Source organism: Pseudomonas sp. EL_65y_Pfl1_R83 (assembly GCF_963970695.1).
In the GTDB taxonomy this organism is placed as follows: Bacteria; Pseudomonadota; Gammaproteobacteria; order Pseudomonadales; family Pseudomonadaceae; genus Aquipseudomonas; species Aquipseudomonas tritici.
Genome location: NZ_CAXAQI010000010.1, coordinates 101,916 through 119,814, shown reverse-complemented (window position 1 = coordinate 119,814; position 17,899 = coordinate 101,916). Strand labels below are relative to the sequence as shown.

The window sequence follows — 17,899 nt, the reverse complement described above, 5'->3', positions numbered from 1 at the left end:
GTTCTCCTTAATCGAGCAGGGAAATGGCAGTCGGCGCATCGTTGCCGACCAGTGCCAGATCTTCGAATTCGTTAACGGCGTTGATCTCGGTGCCCATGGAAATATTGGTCACGCGCTCCAGAATAATCTCAACGATGACCGGGACCTTGAATTCTTCGATCATTTGCTCGGCGCGGCGCAAAGCAGGCGCGATCTGGCTTGGCTCGAACACACGCAGTGCCTTGCAACCCAGGCCTTCGGCGACGGCCACGTGGTCCACGCCATAACCGTTGAGCTGTGGCGCGTTGAGGTTGTCGAAGGACAACTGCACGCAGTAGTCCATTTCAAACCCGCGCTGGGCCTGGCGGATCAGGCCCAGGTAGGAGTTGTTCACTACCACGTGGATGTACGGCAGCTTGAACTGCGCGCCCACGGCTAGTTCTTCGATCATGAACTGGAAGTCGTAGTCGCCGGACAGCGCCACCACTTTGCGCGTCGGGTCAGCCTTGACCACGCCGAGCGCCGCCGGAATGGTCCAGCCCAACGGGCCGGCCTGGCCGCAGTTGATCCAGTGGCGTGGCTTGTACACATGCAGGAATTGCGCGCCGGCAATCTGCGACAGGCCGATGGTGCTCACGTAGCACGTGTCTTTGCCGAACACCTGGTTCATCTCTTCGTACACCCGTTGCGGCTTGACCGGCACGTTGTCGAAGTGGGTCTTTCGGTGCAGGGTGGCTTTGCGCTGCTGGCAGTCATTCAACCAGGCGCTGCGATCCTTGAGCTTGCCGGCGGCTTTCCACTCGCGGGCCACTTCAATGAACATCGTCAGTGCCGAGCCGGCGTCGGAAACGATGCCCAGGTCTGGGGTGAACACGCGGCCAATCTGCGTCGGCTCAATGTCGACGTGAATGAATGTGCGGCCTTCGGTGTAGACCTCCACCGAACCGGTGTGGCGGTTGGCCCAACGGTTACCGATGCCCAGCACCACGTCCGATTTGAGCAGCGTCGCGTTGCCATAGCGGTGGGAGGTTTGCAGGCCGACCATGCCGACCATCTGCGGGTGATCGTCCGGGAGGGTGCCCCAGCCCATCAGCGTCGGGATCACAGGGATACCCGTCAACTCAGCAAATTCAACAAGCAGCTCGCTGGCGTCGGCATTGATCACGCCGCCACCGCTGACCAGCAGTGGGCGTTCGGCCTGGTCCAGCAAGGCCAGGGCTTTTTCGACCTGGATGCGGGTTGCCCGTGGCTTGGCCAGTGGCAACGGTTGGTAGGCATCGATATCGAATTCGATCTCGGCCATCTGCACGTCGAACGGCAGGTCGATCAGCACCGGGCCTGGGCGGCCGGAGCGCATTTCGTAGAAGGCTTTCTGGAACGCGTAGGGCACTTGGCCGGGCTCCATCACCATGGTCGCCCATTTGGTCACTGGCTTGACGATGCTGGTGATGTCGACGGCCTGGAAATCTTCCTTGTGCATACGGGCGCGGGGTGCTTGGCCGGTGATGCACAGGATCGGGATCGAGTCAGCCCAGGCGCTGTAGAGGCCGGTGACCATGTCCGTGCCCGCCGGGCCCGAGGTGCCGATGCACACGCCGATATTGCCGGCCTTGGTGCGGGTGTACCCCTCCGCCATGTGCGAGGCGCCTTCAACGTGGCGAGCAAGGACGTGATCGATGCCACCCACCTTCTGCAAGGCCGAGTACAGCGGATTGATCGCGGCGCCTGGGATGCCGAAGGCGGTGTCCACGCCTTCACGGCGCATCACCAGAACGGCGGCTTCGATTGCTCTCATTTTGCTCATGGTTTTGGTGCCTCTTGCTTTTTGTAATTGTATACAAGTGGTTTCTTCTTGAAGTGTATTCACGGCCGACTGCGCAGGTCAATGCATTTTATTTTCTGGCCTGTCTGTGCGTCGGATAGCCTTAAAAGCAAGTTTTATCGACGAATGGCGAATTTTTTTGAAAATATTGTATACAGAAATCCATGTCATTGTGTTCTATTTGTTTGGTCGAGCATCTGATCTCTCAGACCTCCACCGCTTTCCCAATAACAAAAGAAGGACGGCACCATGAGCGCTTTAACCTTGAAACTCGCCACCCAACTGGCCAGCCAGGCCCTCAGCGCAGGGCGCACGATTGTGGCGGCGCCCCTGACGATCGCAGTACTCGACAGCGGCGGCCATCTGGTCACTTTGCAACGCGAAGACGGCGCCAGCCTGCTGCGCCCGCAGATCGCCATCGGCAAAGCCTGGGGCGCGATTGCCCTGGGCAAGGGCTCACGGCTGCTGGCGCTGGATGCGCAACAACGGCCAGCGTTTATCGCGGCATTGAACAGCCTGGGGCAAGGCAGCGTGGTGCCGGCGCCGGGGGGTGTGTTGATTCGAAGTCAGGAAGGCATAGTGCTGGGGGCGATCGGGATCAGCGGGGATACATCGGATATTGATGAGCAGTGTGCGATTACGGCGATTGAGGGGGTGGGTTTGATGGCGGATGCGGGGGTGTCTGCTTAAATATTGGGTAATCTGTCGGCCTCATCGCGGGCAAGCCCGCTCCCACACTGAAGGGTGTTTGGCACAGATTGTTTGAACACCATCGAACCCTGTGGGCGGGCTTTCCCGCGATGCGGGCGACTCGGTATCAAGTCAAAGCCAAATGGCATCCCACAGCGGGTAGTCCCCGAACTTCTTCACTAGACCCGCTCGCAGAGGGTTGGCCACGATGTAGTGGGCTATGCCTTCAAGGCTTTCTTCACGGCGCAGGGCATGGTCGTGAAAACCGGGTTGCCAGAGGCGACCTTGGCGGCCAGCAACCGCATTTACGACACGCGTGCTTTTGGACTTTACTTGGCGCATCACGTCGGCAAGGGAGCCCTTTTCCAGCGAGATAAGCCAGTGGAAATGATCAGGCATGACGACCCAGGCCAGGGATGTCGCCAGACCTTGGTTTTGAGCAATTCTGAATTGTTGAACCACCAACCGACCAAGCTTGAAGTCCCGGAAAATGGGTTCGCGATCGAGGGTGTTACTGGTTAGTAGGTAGATACGGTTGGGTTCGTCATAACGACCAATGCGCAGACGCTTTGAAGCGGGGAGATCAGGCATTCCATGGCCTCTCTTCAGTGGGGGTTCTGAGAGGCTAGATCCAGGTGGCTGATGCTGAATGGCAGGCTTTTGGCAGGATGTGTCTGGGAGGCCGCTATCGCGGGCAAGTCGAATCGTCGCACCGCCGCTCCCACAGTGGTTTTGCGGTGTTCATACATTATGTGTACGCCGCAGAGTAGTGTGGGAGCTGGCTTGCCTGCGATCGGGGCCCCCCCGGTCTCTCAGTCCAACTCACACCCCTTCAACACCAACCGAATAATCGTCAACGCCGCCGCCTCATAATCGGCCTCATCCAACTTGGCCTTCCCGGTCACCGCCGAGATCTGCCAGTCAAAATCCGCATACGTCTGCGTCGCCGCCCAGATGCTGAACATCAAGTGATGGGGGTCGATCGCCGCGATCAGGCCACGATCCACCCAGCTCTGGAGGCACGCGATATTGTGCTTGGCCTGGGCGTTGAGCTGTTCGACCTGATCAGCGCTCAAGTGCGGCGCGCCGTGCATGATTTCGCTGGCGAAGACCTTCGAGGCAAATGGCAGGTCGCGGGAAATGCGGATCTTCGAACGGATGTAGTTGCTCAGCACCACCGAAGGCTCGCCTTCCGGATTGAACGGCGTGGAAGCCGCCAGGATCGGCTCGATAATGCTTTCGAGCACCTCGCGGTAGAGGTTGTCCTTGGACTTGAAGTAGTAATACACGTTGGGCTTGGGCAGCCCGGCCTTGGCGGCGATGTCGCTGGTTTTGGTCGCGGCGAAGCCTTTGTCGGCAAACTCCTCGCTGGCCGCTCGCAGGATCTTTTCTTTGTTGCGCTCGCGAATGGTGCTCATAAACCAGAGGTTTCCTTGCCAGTACAGGCGGTTGCGCATGGTAGCACCGGCCATCCGCGAGCCTCAACAATGTGCCTGCAACGCTTTGCGCCGCGTTATGCTCGCGCCATCTCACTCTTACGGAAGTCCGATTCATGGCAGGAAGCAGCTTGTTGGTGTTGATCGACGATATCGCCGCCGTACTCGATGACGTTGCCCTGATGACAAAAATGGCGGCGAAGAAGACTGCCGGCGTGCTGGGTGACGACCTGGCACTCAACGCCCAGCAGGTCTCCGGGGTGCGGGCCGAGCGGGAAATCCCCGTGGTGTGGGCGGTGGCCAAGGGCTCGTTTATCAATAAATTGATCCTGGTGCCCACCGCACTATTGATCAGCGCATTTGCGCCTTGGGCGGTGACGCCTTTGTTGATGCTTGGCGGTGCCTACCTGTGTTTCGAAGGCTTTGAGAAGCTCGCGCACAAGTTCCTGCACAGTAAGGATGAAGATCAAGCTGAACACGCCCAGTTGGTCGAAGCTGTTGGCGACCCGGCGACCGACCTGGTGGCCTTTGAAAAGGACAAGATCAAGGGCGCAATCCGCACCGACTTCATCCTCTCCGCCGAAATCATCGCCATCACCCTTGGCACCGTGGCAGACGCCCCACTGATGCAGCAGGTGGTTGTGATGTCGGGCATTGCCATCGTCATGACGGTGGGCGTCTACGGGCTGGTGGCCGGCATCGTCAAGCTGGATGACCTGGGCCTGTGGCTCACCCAGAAACCTGGCCAGGTGGCGCGCAGTATCGGTGGTGTCATCCTGCGCGCAGCGCCTTACATGATGAAGAGCCTGTCGGTTATCGGCACGGCAGCAATGTTCCTGGTCGGTGGTGGGATTCTCACCCATGGTGTACCCGTGGTGCATCACGGGATCGAGACGGTCAGCCAGGGGGCAGGTAGCGTGGCCTGGTTGGTGCCGACGCTGCTGAATGGCGTGGCGGGGATTGTTGCGGGGGCGGTGGTGCTGGCGGTGGTCAGCGTAGTGGGTAAGCTCTGGAAAACCGCGAAGGCTTGATCCAATAGCAATAAAAAAGGCCATTCAATCGAATGGCCTTTTTTTATGGCGCTAATTACTCAGCAATCTGCAGCTTGCGCGATTCCGTATAGATGTACCGCACCTTCTCATACTCAAACGGGGAGTTCATCTGACCGTACCGGAAGCTGGTCTGATAACGCCTGTCCACCGCACGCAGTGCCCAGAGTTCCGGATGGTTGGAGCTGACTTCAGCCACATTGAGGAAGTTGATCTGGGTTTCGGCGGTGTAGTCGACCAGCAAACCACCGGTGTCGCGCAGGTTTGACGGGCCGAAGACCGGCAGTACCAGGTACGCGCCGCCAGGCACGCCGTAGAAGCCCAGGGTCTGGCCGAAGTCTTCGCTCTGGCGCGGCAGGCCCATGGCGGTAGCAGGGTCCCACAGGCCGGCGATGCCGAGGGTGGTGTTGACCAGCAGGCGCCCAGTGGTCTCCAGGGAGCGGTGGCCCTTGAGCTGCAGCAGGCTGTTTAACAGGTTCGGCACGTCGCCCAGGTTGTTGAAGAAGTTGCTCACGCCGGTGCGCAGGAAACTTGGGGTGACGTAGCGGTAACCGTCGACCACCGGCAGGAATACCCATTGGTCGAAGCGATAGTTGAAGTGGTACACGCGACGGTTCCACGCTTCCAGCGGGTCGTAGACGTTGAGCGCGGTGAGCGTTGATCGCTCGAATTCACGCTGGTCCAGGCCGGGGTTGAACTTGAGCTTGGTCAGCGGCTCCTTGAAGCCGTCTGAGTCAACCACGGTGGGTTCGTGAGCCTTGCTGTTGTCGGCATTGGCCACGCCTGCGCACATCAAGGCGGCAAGCAGCAGAAGATATTTAGCCACGGAAGAACTCCAGCATGGCGTCGGCGTTGACGCGGTAATTGAGGTTGCCGCAATGGCCGCCCAGCGGGTAGACGGTCAAGCGATCGCCGAAGGTTTCGCGCAGGAAACCGAGGTCGCCAGGGCCGAGGATCACGTCGTCGGCATTGTGCATGACGGCAATCTTCGGGTTGGTGTGCAGGTAGTCCTTGAGGGCGTACAGGCTGACCTGGTCGACCAGTTGCAACAGGCTGCCGCCGTCCGAGCGCGCGCGCCACATCGGGATGACTTGTTCTGTGAGGTAGCAATCGAAGTCGCATTGCAGCGCACGCTTGAGGAACGGCGTAAGGCTGGTGCCTTCGGTGATCGGGTATTTCGGCGGGATGATCAGGCCGCGGCGGTTGATCAGGTCCGAGGTAAAGGCAATGTCGGCCGCCGAGAAGCGGAACGAGGTGCCGATCAGCATGGCCATCTGTTCGTTGGTCAGGTGCTGCTTGGAGTTCTGGAAGTCGTAGAGCAGGGCGTCATTCAGATCGAGGTAGCCCTTTTGCTGGAAGTAGCGGGTCAGCTTGTTCAGCACCAACTCATAGAAAGTGGTGGAGTTGTTGATGCCCTTGACCTCGGTCTGTACCAGCTTGTCGAGGTTGGTGATCGACGTGTAGAGGTTGACTGGCGGGTTCAACAGCAAGACTTTCTTGAAGTTGAAGCTGCGGCGGGTCTCGTCGAGTTTGCTGACAAATGCCGCATCCAGTGCGCCGAGGCTGTAGCCGGTGAGGTAGAAGTCGGTGACCGGCAGCGAAGCGTTTTGTGCCCGTACGGCCTGCATCACCCGGTACATATCTTCGGCGTCTTCCTGGGTGATCCCCGGCGTGGCGAAGCGCGAGGCGGCGCTGATGAAGTCGAAGCTGGTCGGCGACGACAGTTGCACCACGTGGTAGCCGGCTTGGTAATACAGTTTTTTCAGGTATTCGTTGATGCTGCTGTCAAAACGCGCACCGGTGCCCGCGATCAGAAAGATCAACGGCGCGGCGCGATCCTGCTTGGCGATGCGGTAGGTGAGTTTCTTCACCGCCCAGAAGTTGTCCGGCAGGCTGAACTCGCGCTCGGGGCGCATGTTCAGGGTGTAGTCGGACTGGTTGATCTCGTCATCGCTCGGCAATTTCGGCCGAAGGTCAGGCGGGGTAGTGGCGATGGTCGCCTCGAACGGATTCGTCAAAGGGTAGCCATAGGTGGCCTGATCGATGTCGACGGCCAGTGCTGACGCACTCAAAAAAAGGCTGCCCAGCAAGGCAGCACAGCGCAAGGAACGGAGCATGACTTAATCCCTAGGAGGAAACGTGCTTAATAAAGTTCGCAGGCTATGACCACCGCGTTGCCACCGAAGTGCCAGCTCTCGGCACGAAAAGTCGGAAAATAACGTCGGAATCGGGGTAATAGTAGCGAGAAGATACACTTTGCCGCCCATTGGTGAACAGTTATCTGCGCGTATACCTTGCTAACGGCCGTCGGAGCATTAAGCTGAGCGCCGTTTTTGCCTATCGGAGTACCTCATGTCCCATCGTTTGCCGCTGATTTTGCTGCTTATTGCCTTGCCGTTATGGCTGGCCGCCAGTTATGGCGCGCGTTACGGCTTTATGGAAGATGGCCGGTGGGTTGGCATCTGCGCCGATGAAGCCAGCCGCTGGGAGTGTCAGCTGCGTTCGAACCTGGGGTTGATGATTCACTTCAAGGTACTCGGCTGGGCGGCGTTGGTTACGTCGGTACTGGCGTTTTTCGTGCCGGGTCGTGCGGGATGGGGGTTTGCAGTGCTGGGGATGGTGTTCGGTTTGCCGGCGCTGGCGTTGTACAACACGGCGTTTGCGGTGTTTGCGGTGGTGATTGCGGGGTTGCGTTTGGTCAGGAAGCCTCGGGCTGCTTGATAGAGCCTCTTCGCGAGCAAGCCCCACACACATTCGACCGCATTCCAAGGGATGTACTCGGTCAAATATGCGAGCGGCGGTTCTACGCTTCGACTTGCTCGCGAAAGCGCTGTTAAGCCTTACGCACCCGCAAGCAACGCCACAAAGCCACAACCATGAGCAGGCTGGCCACCGCCCAACCCCAAGCCTGCTGGTTCAACAACCCTTCACGGTACAACTGCGGCGCAATGCCGGCACCGATGATAAAAGCCAGCAGCGCGATCTCCCGACGCGGCCCCGTCACCGGACGTACCAGGTACACCAGAGCAGGCAGCACCAGCGCCGCACTCGGGAAGCTGCGATAACGCGGGTCAAACACCAACGCCAACATCATCACTGCGCCGGCAAACCCGGCAATCGCCACCAGCCAGCCTGCACGCTGCTCCAGCCAGTTGAACGCCCGCTCACGCCAGCCTTCGCGCGCGCTCAAAGCCAGCGCGGCGTGCGCCAGCACCGACAGGTTCAACACCATCAGCAAACCTGCCCACACCCATTCATCACTGAAGCGTGCGGTCACCCGGCTCAGCTCAGCCCAGGTGCCGATGGAGCAGGCGGCGACTGCACCCAGCAGCGGCAGGGCAATGGCGGCGCGCGTGCTGCGTACACGCCCACCCAGCGCCAAGGTGCCCAGCAGGATAATCCCACCCACTCCCAGCCACAGTGACCAGTACGGCACATTGGTCACCGGCCCGGCGAGGATACCCTTGTCCTGGCGATCAGCATCGAACAGGCCCCAGTAACCCCCCACGGCGCCTTCGCTGGCGCGCTTCCAGGGCTGGTCAAACGCTTCGATCAGGTTGTAACGCCAGCCATTGGCCTCAGCCATGGCCACAAAGCCGCGCATGAACTTGGCTTCGTTGACCCGGCTTGGCACCGCGGTTTCGCGCTGGCGGCCTTCACTGGGCCAGCCGGTTTCACCGATCAGGATGTCCTTGGGCGCAAACTTGTTGCCAAAGGTCTGGCGCACATCGCCCACGTGCTTGAGGGCCTGGTCGATGCCGGAGGGGTCATCTTCCCAGTACGGCAACAGGTGAATCGTCAGGAAATCCACCGCCGGAGCTATTTCCGGGTGTTGCAGCCAGAACTCCCACACATCCGCATAAGTCACCGGCTGCTTGACCTGGCTTTTGACTTTATGGATCAGCTTTACCAGTTGCGTGGCGGTGACTTCCTTGCGCAGCAGGGCTTCGTTGCCGACGATCACCGACGTCACGACATCCGGGCTGGCGTTGGCCGAGGCGATCAACTGGTCGATTTCCTTTTCGGTCGCCACCGGATCGCTGCTGACCCAGGCGCCGGCCATCACCTTCAGCCCATGCTTGCGCGCCATGTCCGGCAAGGCTTCCAGGCCGGTCATGGAGTAGGTGCGAATGCATTCAAAGCGGGTGGCCAGCAGGGCCAGGTCGGCGTCCATGCGTTCCGGGCGCAGTTTGAACGGCTGGTCAAACGGCGATTGGTCTTTGTCGAACGGCGTGTACGACGCGCACTGTATCTTGTGCGTGGCACTGGCGACATCGGGTAACACCACGGGCCGGCCGAGGCCATACCAGTAACCGATCAGGGCCAACAGGCCGAGGAGCAAGGCGAAGAAATAGGGCAGGGCAGGGAAGCGGGCATTCGCGGGCATGGTCAGCTTATCTGGAAGAGCAAAGGCGCGCATCTTACCCGGATTTGGCGCGTGCCAGTGGGGCAGCACAATTTTGACATGCAAAGTTCGGGCGGGATTTTGGCGTCAAGCTCTACAAACTGTCCTGCTGGCGATGTGATGTCGTTTCCTGCTTGTACAAGGTCGCTGACAGAGCAGGTTCCAAGTCCAGTCAGGTCGATGATCGAGGGGTCAGCACTCCACTGACGGCGCAGCAGCCGGATCGATGCGCATGAAGGGGGTGCGGTCACCACAGAACAACAGGTTGACGTCGCTCGGCATCCGCTGGGCGCAGCACTTTCGGGGAAGCACAATGAAGATGCGACGACTCTTGGGCGCAGCTGCCACTTTGGCAGTTGCGATGAGCTGCACACTGGCCAGCGCCGACAGCAAAACCCTGAGCATCGGCTACGTAGATGGCTGGTCTGACAGCGTTGCCACCACCCACGTGGCGGCAGAGGTGATCAAGCAAAAGCTCGGCTATGACGTGAAACTGCAAGCGGTCGCCACCGGGATCATGTGGCAGGCTGTTGCCACCGGTAAGCTCGACGCCATGCTTTCTGCCTGGCTACCGGTCACCCACGGTGAGTATTGGGCCAAGAACAAGGGCAAGGTGGTCGACTACGGCCCCAACTTCAAGGACGCTAAGATCGGCTTGATCGTGCCGGAGTACGTCAAGGCCAAGTCCATCGAAGACCTCAAGACTGACACCACCTTCAACAACAAAATCGTCGGCATTGACGCAGGTTCAGGTGTGATGCTCAAGACCGACGAAGCCATCAAGCAATATGGCCTCGACTATAAGCTACAAGCCAGTTCGGGCGCGGCGATGATCGCCGAGCTGGCCCGTGCCGAAGACAAGCAGGAATCCATTGTGGTTACCGGTTGGGTGCCACACTGGATGTTCGCCAAGTGGAAACTGCGTTTCCTGGACGATCCAAAAGGGATTTATGGTGCTGCTGAAACCGTCAACAGCATCGGCAGCAAGGGCCTGGAGAAGAAAGCGCCGCAAGTCGCAGCCTTCCTGAAGAAATTCCAGTGGGCTTCCAAGGACGAAATCGGCGAAGTCATGCTGGCAATACAAGACGGTGCCAAGCCTGATGTGGCGGCCAAGGATTGGGTCGCCAAGCACCCTGAGCGTGTCGCCGAGTGGGTTGGTAAATAAAACCCGAAGTGTCTAGATAGCACCTTGCAGGCCCGTCTGGCGTTGTCGTCAGGCGGGCTTTGTCGTTTCTGGGCCAAAGACTGTCAATTCAGTCAGTGCAAAACTGGCGATAACACTCATGTCGTTCTAATACTAAGGTCGTCTGGAACCCTTTGTGCAGCCGCATACAGTGGATACGTTCCAATAATAAAAAAGCTGTGCTGCGAGGATAAAAACAATGAACGACAGCATTTACCTCTCGATTCAAAACAGCCCGCGTTTCAAGGAGCTGGTGAGAAAAAGGGAACGGTTCGCCTGGATTCTCTCGGCGATCATGCTAGGGCTTTACTCCGGTTTCATCCTGTTGATCGCCTACGGGCCACACGTGCTGGGTGCAAAACTCAGCCCCGGCTCGTCGATTACCTGGGGTATTCCCTTGGGTGTCGGGCTGATTGTGTCGGCTTTTGTCCTGACCGGCATCTATGTGCGGCGGGCCAACGGCGAGTTTGACGACCTGAACAATGCGATTCTCAAGGAGGCTGCGCAATGATCCGGCGTCTACTGGCAGTATTCGGCGCTTCGCTCTTTGCTCCGGCCGTTTGGGCGGCGGAGGCATTGACCGGTGAAGTGCAAAAGCAACCGCTGAACATCTCCGCCATCGTGATGTTTGTCGCGTTTGTCGGTGCCACCTTGTGCATCACCTACTGGGCGTCCAAACGTAACAATTCGGCAGCCGACTACTACGCGGCTGGCGGTAAGATTACCGGTTTCCAAAACGGCCTGGCGATTGCCGGTGACTATATGTCGGCGGCGTCCTTCCTGGGGATTTCCGCGCTGGTCTATTCCTCCGGTTATGACGGCCTCATCTACTCGATCGGCTTCCTGGTGGGCTGGCCGATCATTCTGTTCCTGATCGCCGAGCGTCTGCGTAACCTTGGCAAGTACACCTTTGCCGACGTGGCGTCCTACCGCCTCGGGCAAGCCCAGATCCGCAGCCTGTCGGCGTGTGGCTCCCTGGTAGTGGTGGCGTTCTACCTGATCGCGCAGATGGTTGGCGCGGGTAAGTTGATCCAACTGCTGTTTGGCCTGGACTACCACGTAGCGGTCATCCTGGTGGGTATCTTGATGTGCATGTACGTGCTGTTCGGCGGCATGCTGGCGACCACTTGGGTGCAGATCATCAAGGCAGTGCTGTTGCTGTCCGGTGCCTCGTTCATGGCGCTGATGGTGATGAAGCACGTCAACTTCGACTTCAACGCCCTGTTCTCCGAGGCGATCAAGGTTCACCCTAAAGGTGAAGCGATCATGAGCCCCGGCGGCCTGGTCAAAGACCCGATTTCGGCATTCTCCCTGGGCCTGGCACTGATGTTCGGTACCGCTGGCCTGCCGCACATCCTGATGCGCTTCTTCACCGTAAGCGACGCAAAGGAAGCGCGTAAGAGCGTGCTGTATGCCACCGGCTTCATTGGCTACTTCTACATCCTGACCTTTATCATCGGCTTTGGCGCGATCCTGCTGGTCAGCACCAACCCGGCGTTCAAAGACGCGGCAGGCGTCTTGTTGGGTGGTAACAACATGGCGGCGGTGCACCTGGCCAATGCGGTGGGTGGCAGTATCTTCCTGGGCTTCATCTCGGCCGTGGCGTTCGCCACTATCCTAGCGGTGGTTGCCGGTTTGACCCTGGCCGGTGCTTCGGCGGTGTCCCATGATCTGTACGCCAGCGTGATCAAGAAAGGCAAGACCAACGACAAGGATGAGATTCGCGTATCGAAGATCACCACCATCGCCTTGGGCGTTTTGGCTATCGGCCTGGGTATCCTGTTCGAAAGCCAGAACATTGCGTTCATGGTCGGCCTGGCGTTCTCGATTGCGGCCAGCTGTAACTTCCCGGTGTTGCTGCTTTCCATGTACTGGAAAAACCTCACCACCCGTGGCGCGATGATTGGCGGCTGGCTGGGCTTGATCAGTGCCGTTGGTCTGATGGTGCTGGGCCCGACCATCTGGGTCTCGATCCTGCACCATGAAAAAGCCATCTTCCCGTACGAGTATCCGGCGCTGTTCTCGATGATCATTGCGTTCGTCGGGATCTGGTTCTTCTCCATCACCGACAAGTCGGCGGCGGCAGAGAAAGAGCGTGCGCTGTACTTCCCGCAGTTTGTGCGTTCGCAAACTGGCCTGGGGGCGAGTGGGGCAGTACAGCACTGAAGCAGCTTTAAGCTACAAGCTGCAAGTTAAAAGCAGTGCTGTGTAGAGAAATACCCCTGTAGAGATGCAGGGGTATTTTTTTGCTTGTAACTAATCGCTTGAAGCTTGCAGCTCACTAAATTCCAGCCAAAAAAACGGCCACATTAAGAGGCCGTTTTATTTGGCTGGAATTTAGTGCCGATCTTCCAGCTTGGTGATGTCACGCGACTCGTAGCCGGTGTACAGCTGGCGCGGGCGGCCAATCTTGTACGGGCTGGAGAGCATTTCTTTCCAGTGGGAGATCCAGCCCACGGTCCGCGCCAGGGCGAAGATCACGGTGAACATGCTGGTTGGAATGCCGATCGCCTTGAGGATGATCCCCGAGTAGAAGTCGACGTTCGGGTACAGCGAGCGTTCGATGAAGTAGGGGTCGGTCAGGGCGATCTCTTCCAGGCGCATGGCCAGTTCGAGTTGCGGATCGTTCTTGATGCCCAGTTCCTTCAACACTTCGTCGCAGGTCTGTTTCATGACGGTGGCGCGCGGGTCGCGGTTCTTGTAGACCCGGTGACCGAAGCCCATCAGCTTGAACGGGTCGTTCTTGTCCTTGGCCTTGGCGATGAATGTGTCGATGTTCGAGACGTCGCCGATTTCATCGAGCATGGCCAACACGGCTTCGTTCGCACCGCCGTGGGCAGGGCCCCACAGTGCAGCGATACCGGCGGCGATACAGGCGAACGGGTTGGCACCCGAAGAACCTGCCAGACGTACGGTAGAAGTCGAGGCGTTCTGTTCGTGGTCGGCGTGAAGGATAAAAATCTTGTCCATCGCGGCGGCCAGCACGGGGCTGATCGGTTTGATCTCGCACGGCGTGTTGAACATCATGTGCAGGAAGTTTTCCGCGTACGTCAGGTCGTTGCGCGGGTACATCATGGGTTGGCCCATGGAGTACTTGTAAACCATTGCGGCCAGGGTCGGCATCTTGGCAACCAGGCGGATCGCGGAGATTTCGCGATGCTGCGGGTTATTGATGTCGAGGGAGTCATGATAGAAGGCCGACAGGGCGCCGACCACGCCGCACATGACGGCCATCGGGTGGGCGTCGCGACGGAAGCCGTTGAAGAAGGTCTTCAACTGCTCGTGAACCATGGTGTGGTTCTTCACGGTGCTGACGAACTGGGCTTTTTGCTCGGCTGTTGGCAATTCGCCGTTTAGCAGCAGGTAGCAGGTTTCCAGGTAGTCCGACTTCTCAGCCAGTTGTTCAATCGGGTAGCCGCGGTGAAGCAGAATGCCATTATCGCCGTCGATATAGGTGATCTTCGACTCGCAAGAAGCGGTCGACATGAAGCCTGGGTCGAAAGTGAAACGGCCCGTGGCCGTCAGGCCCCGTACGTCGATAACATCGGGACCAACGGTGCCGGTTAAAATGGGCAGCTCGACGGGGGCTGCGCCCTCGATGATCAACTGCGCTTTTTTGTCAGCCATGTGGCCTCCTATTTATGCTTCAAATCATCAGACAGACCCCCCACGCAGGGCCCGCACCACTATAGTGAGATAAATTCAGATGTCAATTTGCCTAAAGTCTTGCCCCAGAAGGCTTTAACCGTACTTTTTCCTCGAAATTGACTGCCGTTTACGCCTTTTACCCCGCCAGCGCAATCCGCTATTAGGGTGAGGTGAGCGCGTTGTCATTAGTAACCTAACTGTCTATACTCGGCCACCGACCGCCAAGGGCTTTTGGGCTTGCTTTCATTGGGGGTCGCACTCCCTGGGTGGTGCTTACCTGACCAGTGCACTCCCCGACAACTTTGCCCTGATTGTTAGGGGCTCTTAAGTGTGAAAAAAAGCCGTGAATAGCCAACGACCTGTAAACCTAGACCTAAGGACCATCAAACTCCCCATCACCGGCGTTACGTCGTTCCTGCACCGTGTTTCCGGCATCATCCTGTTCCTGGGCTTGGGCATCATGCTTTATGCATTGAGCAAATCCCTGGGTTCCGAGGAAGATTACGCCGAGGTGAAGGCATGCTTGACCAGCCCGCTGGCCAAGTTCGTAGCATGGGGCCTCTTGTCCGCTCTGCTGTATCACCTGGTAGCCGGTGTGCGCCACTTGATCATGGACATGGGCATCGGTGAGACGCTGGAAGGCGGCCGCCTGGGCTCGAAAATCATCATCGCCATTTCCGTGGTGCTGATCGTTCTGGCAGGAGTTTGGATATGGTAACCAGCGTTACGAACCTATCGCGTTCGGGCCTCTATGACTGGATGGCACAACGTGTGTCTGCGGTTGTTCTCGCGGCTTATTTCATTTTCCTGATCGGATACCTCGTCGCAAATCCGGGCATCGGCTATGAGCAATGGCACGGCCTGTTTTCCCACAATGCGATGCGAATCTTCAGTCTGCTGGCCCTTGTTGCCCTGGGTGCTCATGCCTGGGTTGGCATGTGGACCATCGCGACCGACTACCTGACGCCAATGGCACTGGGTAAGTCTGCGACCGCAGTACGTTTCCTCTTCCAGGCAGTATGCGGCGTCGCGATGTTCGCTTACTTCGTCTGGGGTGTGCAGATTCTTTGGGGTATCTGATTCATGGCTAACATTCCAACTATTTCATTCGACGCCATCATTATTGGTGGCGGCGGTGCTGGCATGCGCGCTGCGCTGCAGCTGGCACAGGGCGGTCACAAGACTGCCGTGATCACCAAGGTGTTCCCGACCCGTTCCCACACCGTATCGGCCCAGGGTGGCATCACCTGCGCCATCGCCTCCGCCGACCCGAACGATGACTGGCGCTGGCACATGTACGATACCGTCAAGGGTTCCGACTATATCGGTGACCAGGACGCTATCGAATATATGTGTCAGGAAGGCCCGGCCGCGGTGTTCGAGCTGGACCACATGGGTCTGCCGTTCTCCCGTACCGAGCAAGGCCGTATCTACCAGCGTCCATTCGGTGGCCAGTCGAAGGATTACGGTAAAGGCGGGCAGGCTGCCCGTACTTGCGCCGCGTCCGACCGTACCGGTCACGCGCTGCTGCACACGCTTTATCAGGGCAACCTGAAAGCCGGCACTACGTTCCTGAACGAATACTACGCGGTTGACCTGGTGAAGAACGCCGACGGCGCATTCGTCGGCGTGATCGCCATTTGCATCGAAACCGGTGAAACCACCTATATCCGCGCCAAGGCTACTGTTCTGGCGACGGGCGGTGCAGGCCGCATCTACGCTTCGACCACCAATGCCCTGATCAACACCGGTGACGGCGTTGGCATGGCACTGCGTGCCGGCGTGCCAGTGCAAGACATCGAAATGTGGCAGTTCCACCCGACCGGCATCGCCGGTGCCGGTGTACTGGTTACAGAAGGTTGCCGTGGTGAAGGTGGTTACCTGATCAACAAGCACGGCGAGCGTTTCATGGAACGTTATGCGCCGAACGCGAAAGACCTTGCTGGCCGTGACGTTGTAGCCCGTTCGATGGTTAAAGAGATCATCGCCGGCAACGGCTGTGGCCCGAACGGCGACCACGTACTGCTCAAGCTCGATCACCTGGGCGAAGAAGTGCTGCACAGCCGTCTGCCAGGCATCTGCGAGCTGTCCAAGACCTTCGCACACGTTGACCCGGTCGTTGCACCGGTTCCGGTTGTTCCAACCTGCCACTATATGATGGGCGGCGTGCCGACCAACATTCATGGCCAGGCGATCACCCAGAACGCTGAAGGCGTGGACGAGATCATTCATGGTCTGTTCGCCGTAGGCGAAGTGGCGTGCGTATCGGTACACGGTGCCAACCGTCTGGGCGGCAACTCGCTGCTCGATCTGGTGGTATTCGGTCGTGCTGCCGGCCTGCACCTCGAAAAAGCGCTGACCGACGGCATCGAATACGATGACGCGACCGACGCCAACATCGAAGCAGCCCTGGCCCGTCTGAATGCGCTGAACTCGCGCACGGATGGCGAAGACGTAGCTACCCTGCGTCGCGAGCTGCAAAGCTGCATGCAGAACTACTTCGGTGTATTCCGTACCGGCGAATACATGCAGAAGGGTATTGCCCAGTTGGCTGATCTGCGCGTGCGCATCGCCAACGTCAAGATCAACGATAAGAGCCAGGCGTTCAACACCGCTCGTATCGAAGCCCTTGAGCTGCAAAACCTGCTGGAAGTGGCTGAAGCGACTGCGATCGCCGCCGAGGTTCGTAAAGAATCCCGTGGTGCTCATGCGCGTGAAGACTTTGAAGATCGCGATGACGAAAACTGGTTGTGCCACACCCTATACTTCCCGGGTGACAAGCGCGTAACCAAGCGTGCCGTGAACTTCTCGCCGAAGACGGTACCGACGTTTGAACCGAAGATTCGGACTTACTAAGGGTGGCTGCCATGTTGAAAGTCAGTGTTTATCGCTACAACCCTGATCAGGACGCTGCGCCGTTCATGCAGGAGTTCCAGGTTGATACCGGTGGTAAAGACCTGATGGTGCTGGATGTACTGGCGCTGATCAAAGAGCAGGACGAAGGTTTCTCGTATCGTCGCTCTTGCCGTGAAGGTGTGTGCGGTTCCGACGGCATGAACATCAACGGCAAAAACGGCCTGGCGTGCATCACGCCGCTGTCTGCCGTGGTTAAAGGCAACAAGCTGATCGTTCGTCCGCTGCCAGGTTTGCCGGTTATCCGTGACCTGGTCGTGGATATGAGCATCTTCTACAAGCAATACGAGAAAGTTAAGCCGTTCCTGCAGAACGACACGCCGGCTCCGGCCATCGAGCGTCTGCAGTCCCCGGAAGAGCGCGAGAAGCTCGACGGTCTGTACGAGTGCATCCTGTGCGCTTGCTGCTCGACGTCGTGCCCGTCCTTCTGGTGGAACCCGGACAAGTTCCTGGGTCCAGCTGCCCTGCTGCAAGCGTACCGCTTCCTGGCAGACAGCCGTGACACCAAGACGTCCGAGCGTCTGGCTTCGCTGGATGACCCGTTCAGCGTATTCCGCTGCCGCGGGATCATGAACTGCGTCAACGTATGTCCCAAAGGCCTGAACCCGACTAAGGCCATTGGTCACATCCGTAACATGCTGCTGCAGAGCGGCGTGTAAGCGACGTTTTTCGTAAAAGCAGGACCGTTGTGCCCGTAAATGCTACGGCGCAGGCTTCAACCGGCGCCGTAGTTTTAACTTGAGCAGCGACTTACAAAGCCGCGGCTCTTATTTT

The 17,899-nt window shown here is 58.6% G+C and carries 17 protein-coding genes; 10 read left to right on the top strand and 7 right to left on the bottom strand.

The window, feature by feature from the left end:
• Window positions 1-7: 7 nt before the first annotated feature.
• Window positions 8-1,783, bottom strand: a complete 1,776-nt coding sequence (gene gcl, locus AACY08_RS16190) for a glyoxylate carboligase (protein WP_339470363.1) — start codon at window positions 1,781-1,783, stop codon at window positions 8-10.
• Window positions 1,784-2,050: 267 nt separating this feature from the next.
• Here gcl and AACY08_RS16185 point away from each other — a divergent pair, with 267 nt between their 5' ends.
• Window positions 2,051-2,491, top strand: coding sequence for a GlcG/HbpS family heme-binding protein (locus AACY08_RS16185; RefSeq protein ID WP_339427792.1), 441 nt, complete (start codon window positions 2,051-2,053; stop codon window positions 2,489-2,491).
• A gap of 132 nt (window positions 2,492-2,623) precedes the next feature.
• Here AACY08_RS16185 and AACY08_RS16180 read toward each other — a convergent pair whose 3' ends face one another.
• Window positions 2,624-3,082: an REP-associated tyrosine transposase gene (locus tag AACY08_RS16180; RefSeq protein WP_339470361.1), complete on the bottom strand. Its 459-nt coding sequence runs from the start codon at window positions 3,080-3,082 to the stop codon at window positions 2,624-2,626.
• Between the two features lie 221 nt (window positions 3,083-3,303).
• Window positions 3,304-3,909 carry a TetR/AcrR family transcriptional regulator gene (locus tag AACY08_RS16175; protein WP_339414691.1) on the bottom strand — a complete coding sequence of 202 codons (606 nt, stop codon included), beginning with the start codon at window positions 3,907-3,909 and terminating at the stop codon, window positions 3,304-3,306.
• A 134-nt stretch (window positions 3,910-4,043) separates the two neighbouring features.
• On the opposite strand from AACY08_RS16175, the gene AACY08_RS16170 reads away from it, so the two are divergent.
• Window positions 4,044-4,958 carry a DUF808 domain-containing protein gene (locus tag AACY08_RS16170; protein ID WP_339470360.1) on the top strand — a complete coding sequence of 305 codons (915 nt, stop codon included), beginning with the start codon at window positions 4,044-4,046 and terminating at the stop codon, window positions 4,956-4,958.
• A gap of 55 nt (window positions 4,959-5,013) precedes the next feature.
• Here AACY08_RS16170 and AACY08_RS16165 read toward each other — a convergent pair whose 3' ends face one another.
• On the bottom strand, window positions 5,014-5,802 hold the full coding sequence (locus AACY08_RS16165; protein WP_339470359.1) for an MlaA family lipoprotein: 789 nt from the start codon (window positions 5,800-5,802) through the stop codon (window positions 5,014-5,016).
• Window positions 5,795-7,093: a serine/threonine protein kinase gene (locus tag AACY08_RS16160; RefSeq protein WP_339470358.1), complete on the bottom strand. Its 1,299-nt coding sequence runs from the start codon at window positions 7,091-7,093 to the stop codon at window positions 5,795-5,797. Before AACY08_RS16160 ends, AACY08_RS16165 begins: the two co-directional genes overlap by 8 nt.
• Window positions 7,094-7,328: 235 nt before the next feature.
• Between AACY08_RS16160 and AACY08_RS16155 the strand changes: the two genes are divergently transcribed.
• Window positions 7,329-7,697 carry a hypothetical protein gene (locus AACY08_RS16155; protein WP_339470357.1) on the top strand — a complete coding sequence of 123 codons (369 nt, stop codon included), beginning with the start codon at window positions 7,329-7,331 and terminating at the stop codon, window positions 7,695-7,697.
• Window positions 7,698-7,809: 112 nt separating this feature from the next.
• Here the strand turns inward: AACY08_RS16155 and AACY08_RS16150 are convergent, their stop codons facing one another.
• Window positions 7,810-9,363, bottom strand: coding sequence for a glycoside hydrolase family 17 protein (locus tag AACY08_RS16150; RefSeq protein ID WP_339470356.1), 1,554 nt, complete (start codon window positions 9,361-9,363; stop codon window positions 7,810-7,812).
• A gap of 331 nt (window positions 9,364-9,694) precedes the next feature.
• Between AACY08_RS16150 and AACY08_RS16145 the strand changes: the two genes are divergently transcribed.
• From AACY08_RS16145 to AACY08_RS16135, 3 genes are all read left to right on the top strand, one after another.
• Entirely contained in the window at window positions 9,695-10,546 is an 852-nt protein-coding gene (locus AACY08_RS16145) for a glycine betaine ABC transporter substrate-binding protein (protein ID WP_339470354.1), read from the top strand.
• 217 nt (window positions 10,547-10,763) lie between these two features.
• Window positions 10,764-11,075 carry a DUF485 domain-containing protein gene (locus AACY08_RS16140; RefSeq protein WP_339414684.1) on the top strand — a complete coding sequence of 104 codons (312 nt, stop codon included), beginning with the start codon at window positions 10,764-10,766 and terminating at the stop codon, window positions 11,073-11,075.
• Window positions 11,072-12,730: a cation acetate symporter gene (locus AACY08_RS16135; RefSeq protein WP_339470353.1), complete on the top strand. Its 1,659-nt coding sequence runs from the start codon at window positions 11,072-11,074 to the stop codon at window positions 12,728-12,730. The genes AACY08_RS16140 and AACY08_RS16135 overlap by 4 nt, the downstream gene beginning before the upstream one ends.
• A 171-nt stretch (window positions 12,731-12,901) precedes the next feature.
• On the opposite strand, the gene gltA is transcribed toward AACY08_RS16135, so the two are convergent.
• Entirely contained in the window at window positions 12,902-14,191 is a 1,290-nt protein-coding gene (gltA, locus tag AACY08_RS16130; protein WP_339470351.1) for a citrate synthase, read from the bottom strand.
• Window positions 14,192-14,555: 364 nt separating this feature from the next.
• Between gltA and sdhC the strand changes: the two genes are divergently transcribed.
• From sdhC to AACY08_RS16110, 4 genes are read left to right on the top strand one after another with little or no spacing between them, the layout of a single operon-like run.
• Window positions 14,556-14,930, top strand: a complete 375-nt coding sequence (gene sdhC, locus AACY08_RS16125; RefSeq protein WP_339470350.1) for a succinate dehydrogenase, cytochrome b556 subunit — start codon at window positions 14,556-14,558, stop codon at window positions 14,928-14,930.
• Window positions 14,924-15,292, top strand: a complete 369-nt coding sequence (sdhD, locus tag AACY08_RS16120; RefSeq protein ID WP_003172805.1) for a succinate dehydrogenase, hydrophobic membrane anchor protein — start codon at window positions 14,924-14,926, stop codon at window positions 15,290-15,292. The genes sdhC and sdhD overlap by 7 nt, the downstream gene beginning before the upstream one ends.
• A gap of 3 nt (window positions 15,293-15,295) precedes the next feature.
• A complete protein-coding gene (sdhA, locus tag AACY08_RS16115; RefSeq protein ID WP_065872671.1) occupies window positions 15,296-17,068 on the top strand; it encodes a succinate dehydrogenase flavoprotein subunit in 1,773 nt (590 codons plus the stop codon).
• 11 nt (window positions 17,069-17,079) lie between these two features.
• Window positions 17,080-17,784: a succinate dehydrogenase iron-sulfur subunit gene (locus tag AACY08_RS16110; RefSeq protein WP_003172807.1), complete on the top strand. Its 705-nt coding sequence runs from the start codon at window positions 17,080-17,082 to the stop codon at window positions 17,782-17,784.
• Window positions 17,785-17,899 lie beyond the last annotated feature (115 nt).

Bases quoted from the DNA above. Each gene is read 5' to 3' on its own strand.
- gcl (WP_339470363.1), bottom strand. From the start codon at position 1,783: ATGAGCAAAATGAGAGCAATCGAAGCCGCCGTTCTGGTGATGCGCCGT.
- AACY08_RS16185 (WP_339427792.1), top strand. From the start codon at position 2,051: ATGAGCGCTTTAACCTTGAAACTCGCCACCCAACTGGCCAGCCAGGCC.
- AACY08_RS16180 (WP_339470361.1), bottom strand. From the start codon at position 3,082: ATGCCTGATCTCCCCGCTTCAAAGCGTCTGCGCATTGGTCGTTATGAC.
- AACY08_RS16175 (WP_339414691.1), bottom strand. From the start codon at position 3,909: ATGAGCACCATTCGCGAGCGCAACAAAGAAAAGATCCTGCGAGCGGCC.
- AACY08_RS16170 (WP_339470360.1), top strand. From the start codon at position 4,044: ATGGCAGGAAGCAGCTTGTTGGTGTTGATCGACGATATCGCCGCCGTA.
- AACY08_RS16160 (WP_339470358.1), bottom strand. From the start codon at position 7,093: ATGCTCCGTTCCTTGCGCTGTGCTGCCTTGCTGGGCAGCCTTTTTTTG.
- AACY08_RS16155 (WP_339470357.1), top strand. From the start codon at position 7,329: ATGTCCCATCGTTTGCCGCTGATTTTGCTGCTTATTGCCTTGCCGTTA.
- AACY08_RS16150 (WP_339470356.1), bottom strand. From the start codon at position 9,363: ATGCCCGCGAATGCCCGCTTCCCTGCCCTGCCCTATTTCTTCGCCTTG.
- AACY08_RS16145 (WP_339470354.1), top strand. From the start codon at position 9,695: ATGAAGATGCGACGACTCTTGGGCGCAGCTGCCACTTTGGCAGTTGCG.
- AACY08_RS16140 (WP_339414684.1), top strand. From the start codon at position 10,764: ATGAACGACAGCATTTACCTCTCGATTCAAAACAGCCCGCGTTTCAAG.
- AACY08_RS16135 (WP_339470353.1), top strand. From the start codon at position 11,072: ATGATCCGGCGTCTACTGGCAGTATTCGGCGCTTCGCTCTTTGCTCCG.
- gltA (WP_339470351.1), bottom strand. From the start codon at position 14,191: ATGGCTGACAAAAAAGCGCAGTTGATCATCGAGGGCGCAGCCCCCGTC.
- sdhD (WP_003172805.1), top strand. From the start codon at position 14,924: ATGGTAACCAGCGTTACGAACCTATCGCGTTCGGGCCTCTATGACTGG.
- sdhA (WP_065872671.1), top strand. From the start codon at position 15,296: ATGGCTAACATTCCAACTATTTCATTCGACGCCATCATTATTGGTGGC.
- AACY08_RS16110 (WP_003172807.1), top strand. From the start codon at position 17,080: ATGTTGAAAGTCAGTGTTTATCGCTACAACCCTGATCAGGACGCTGCG.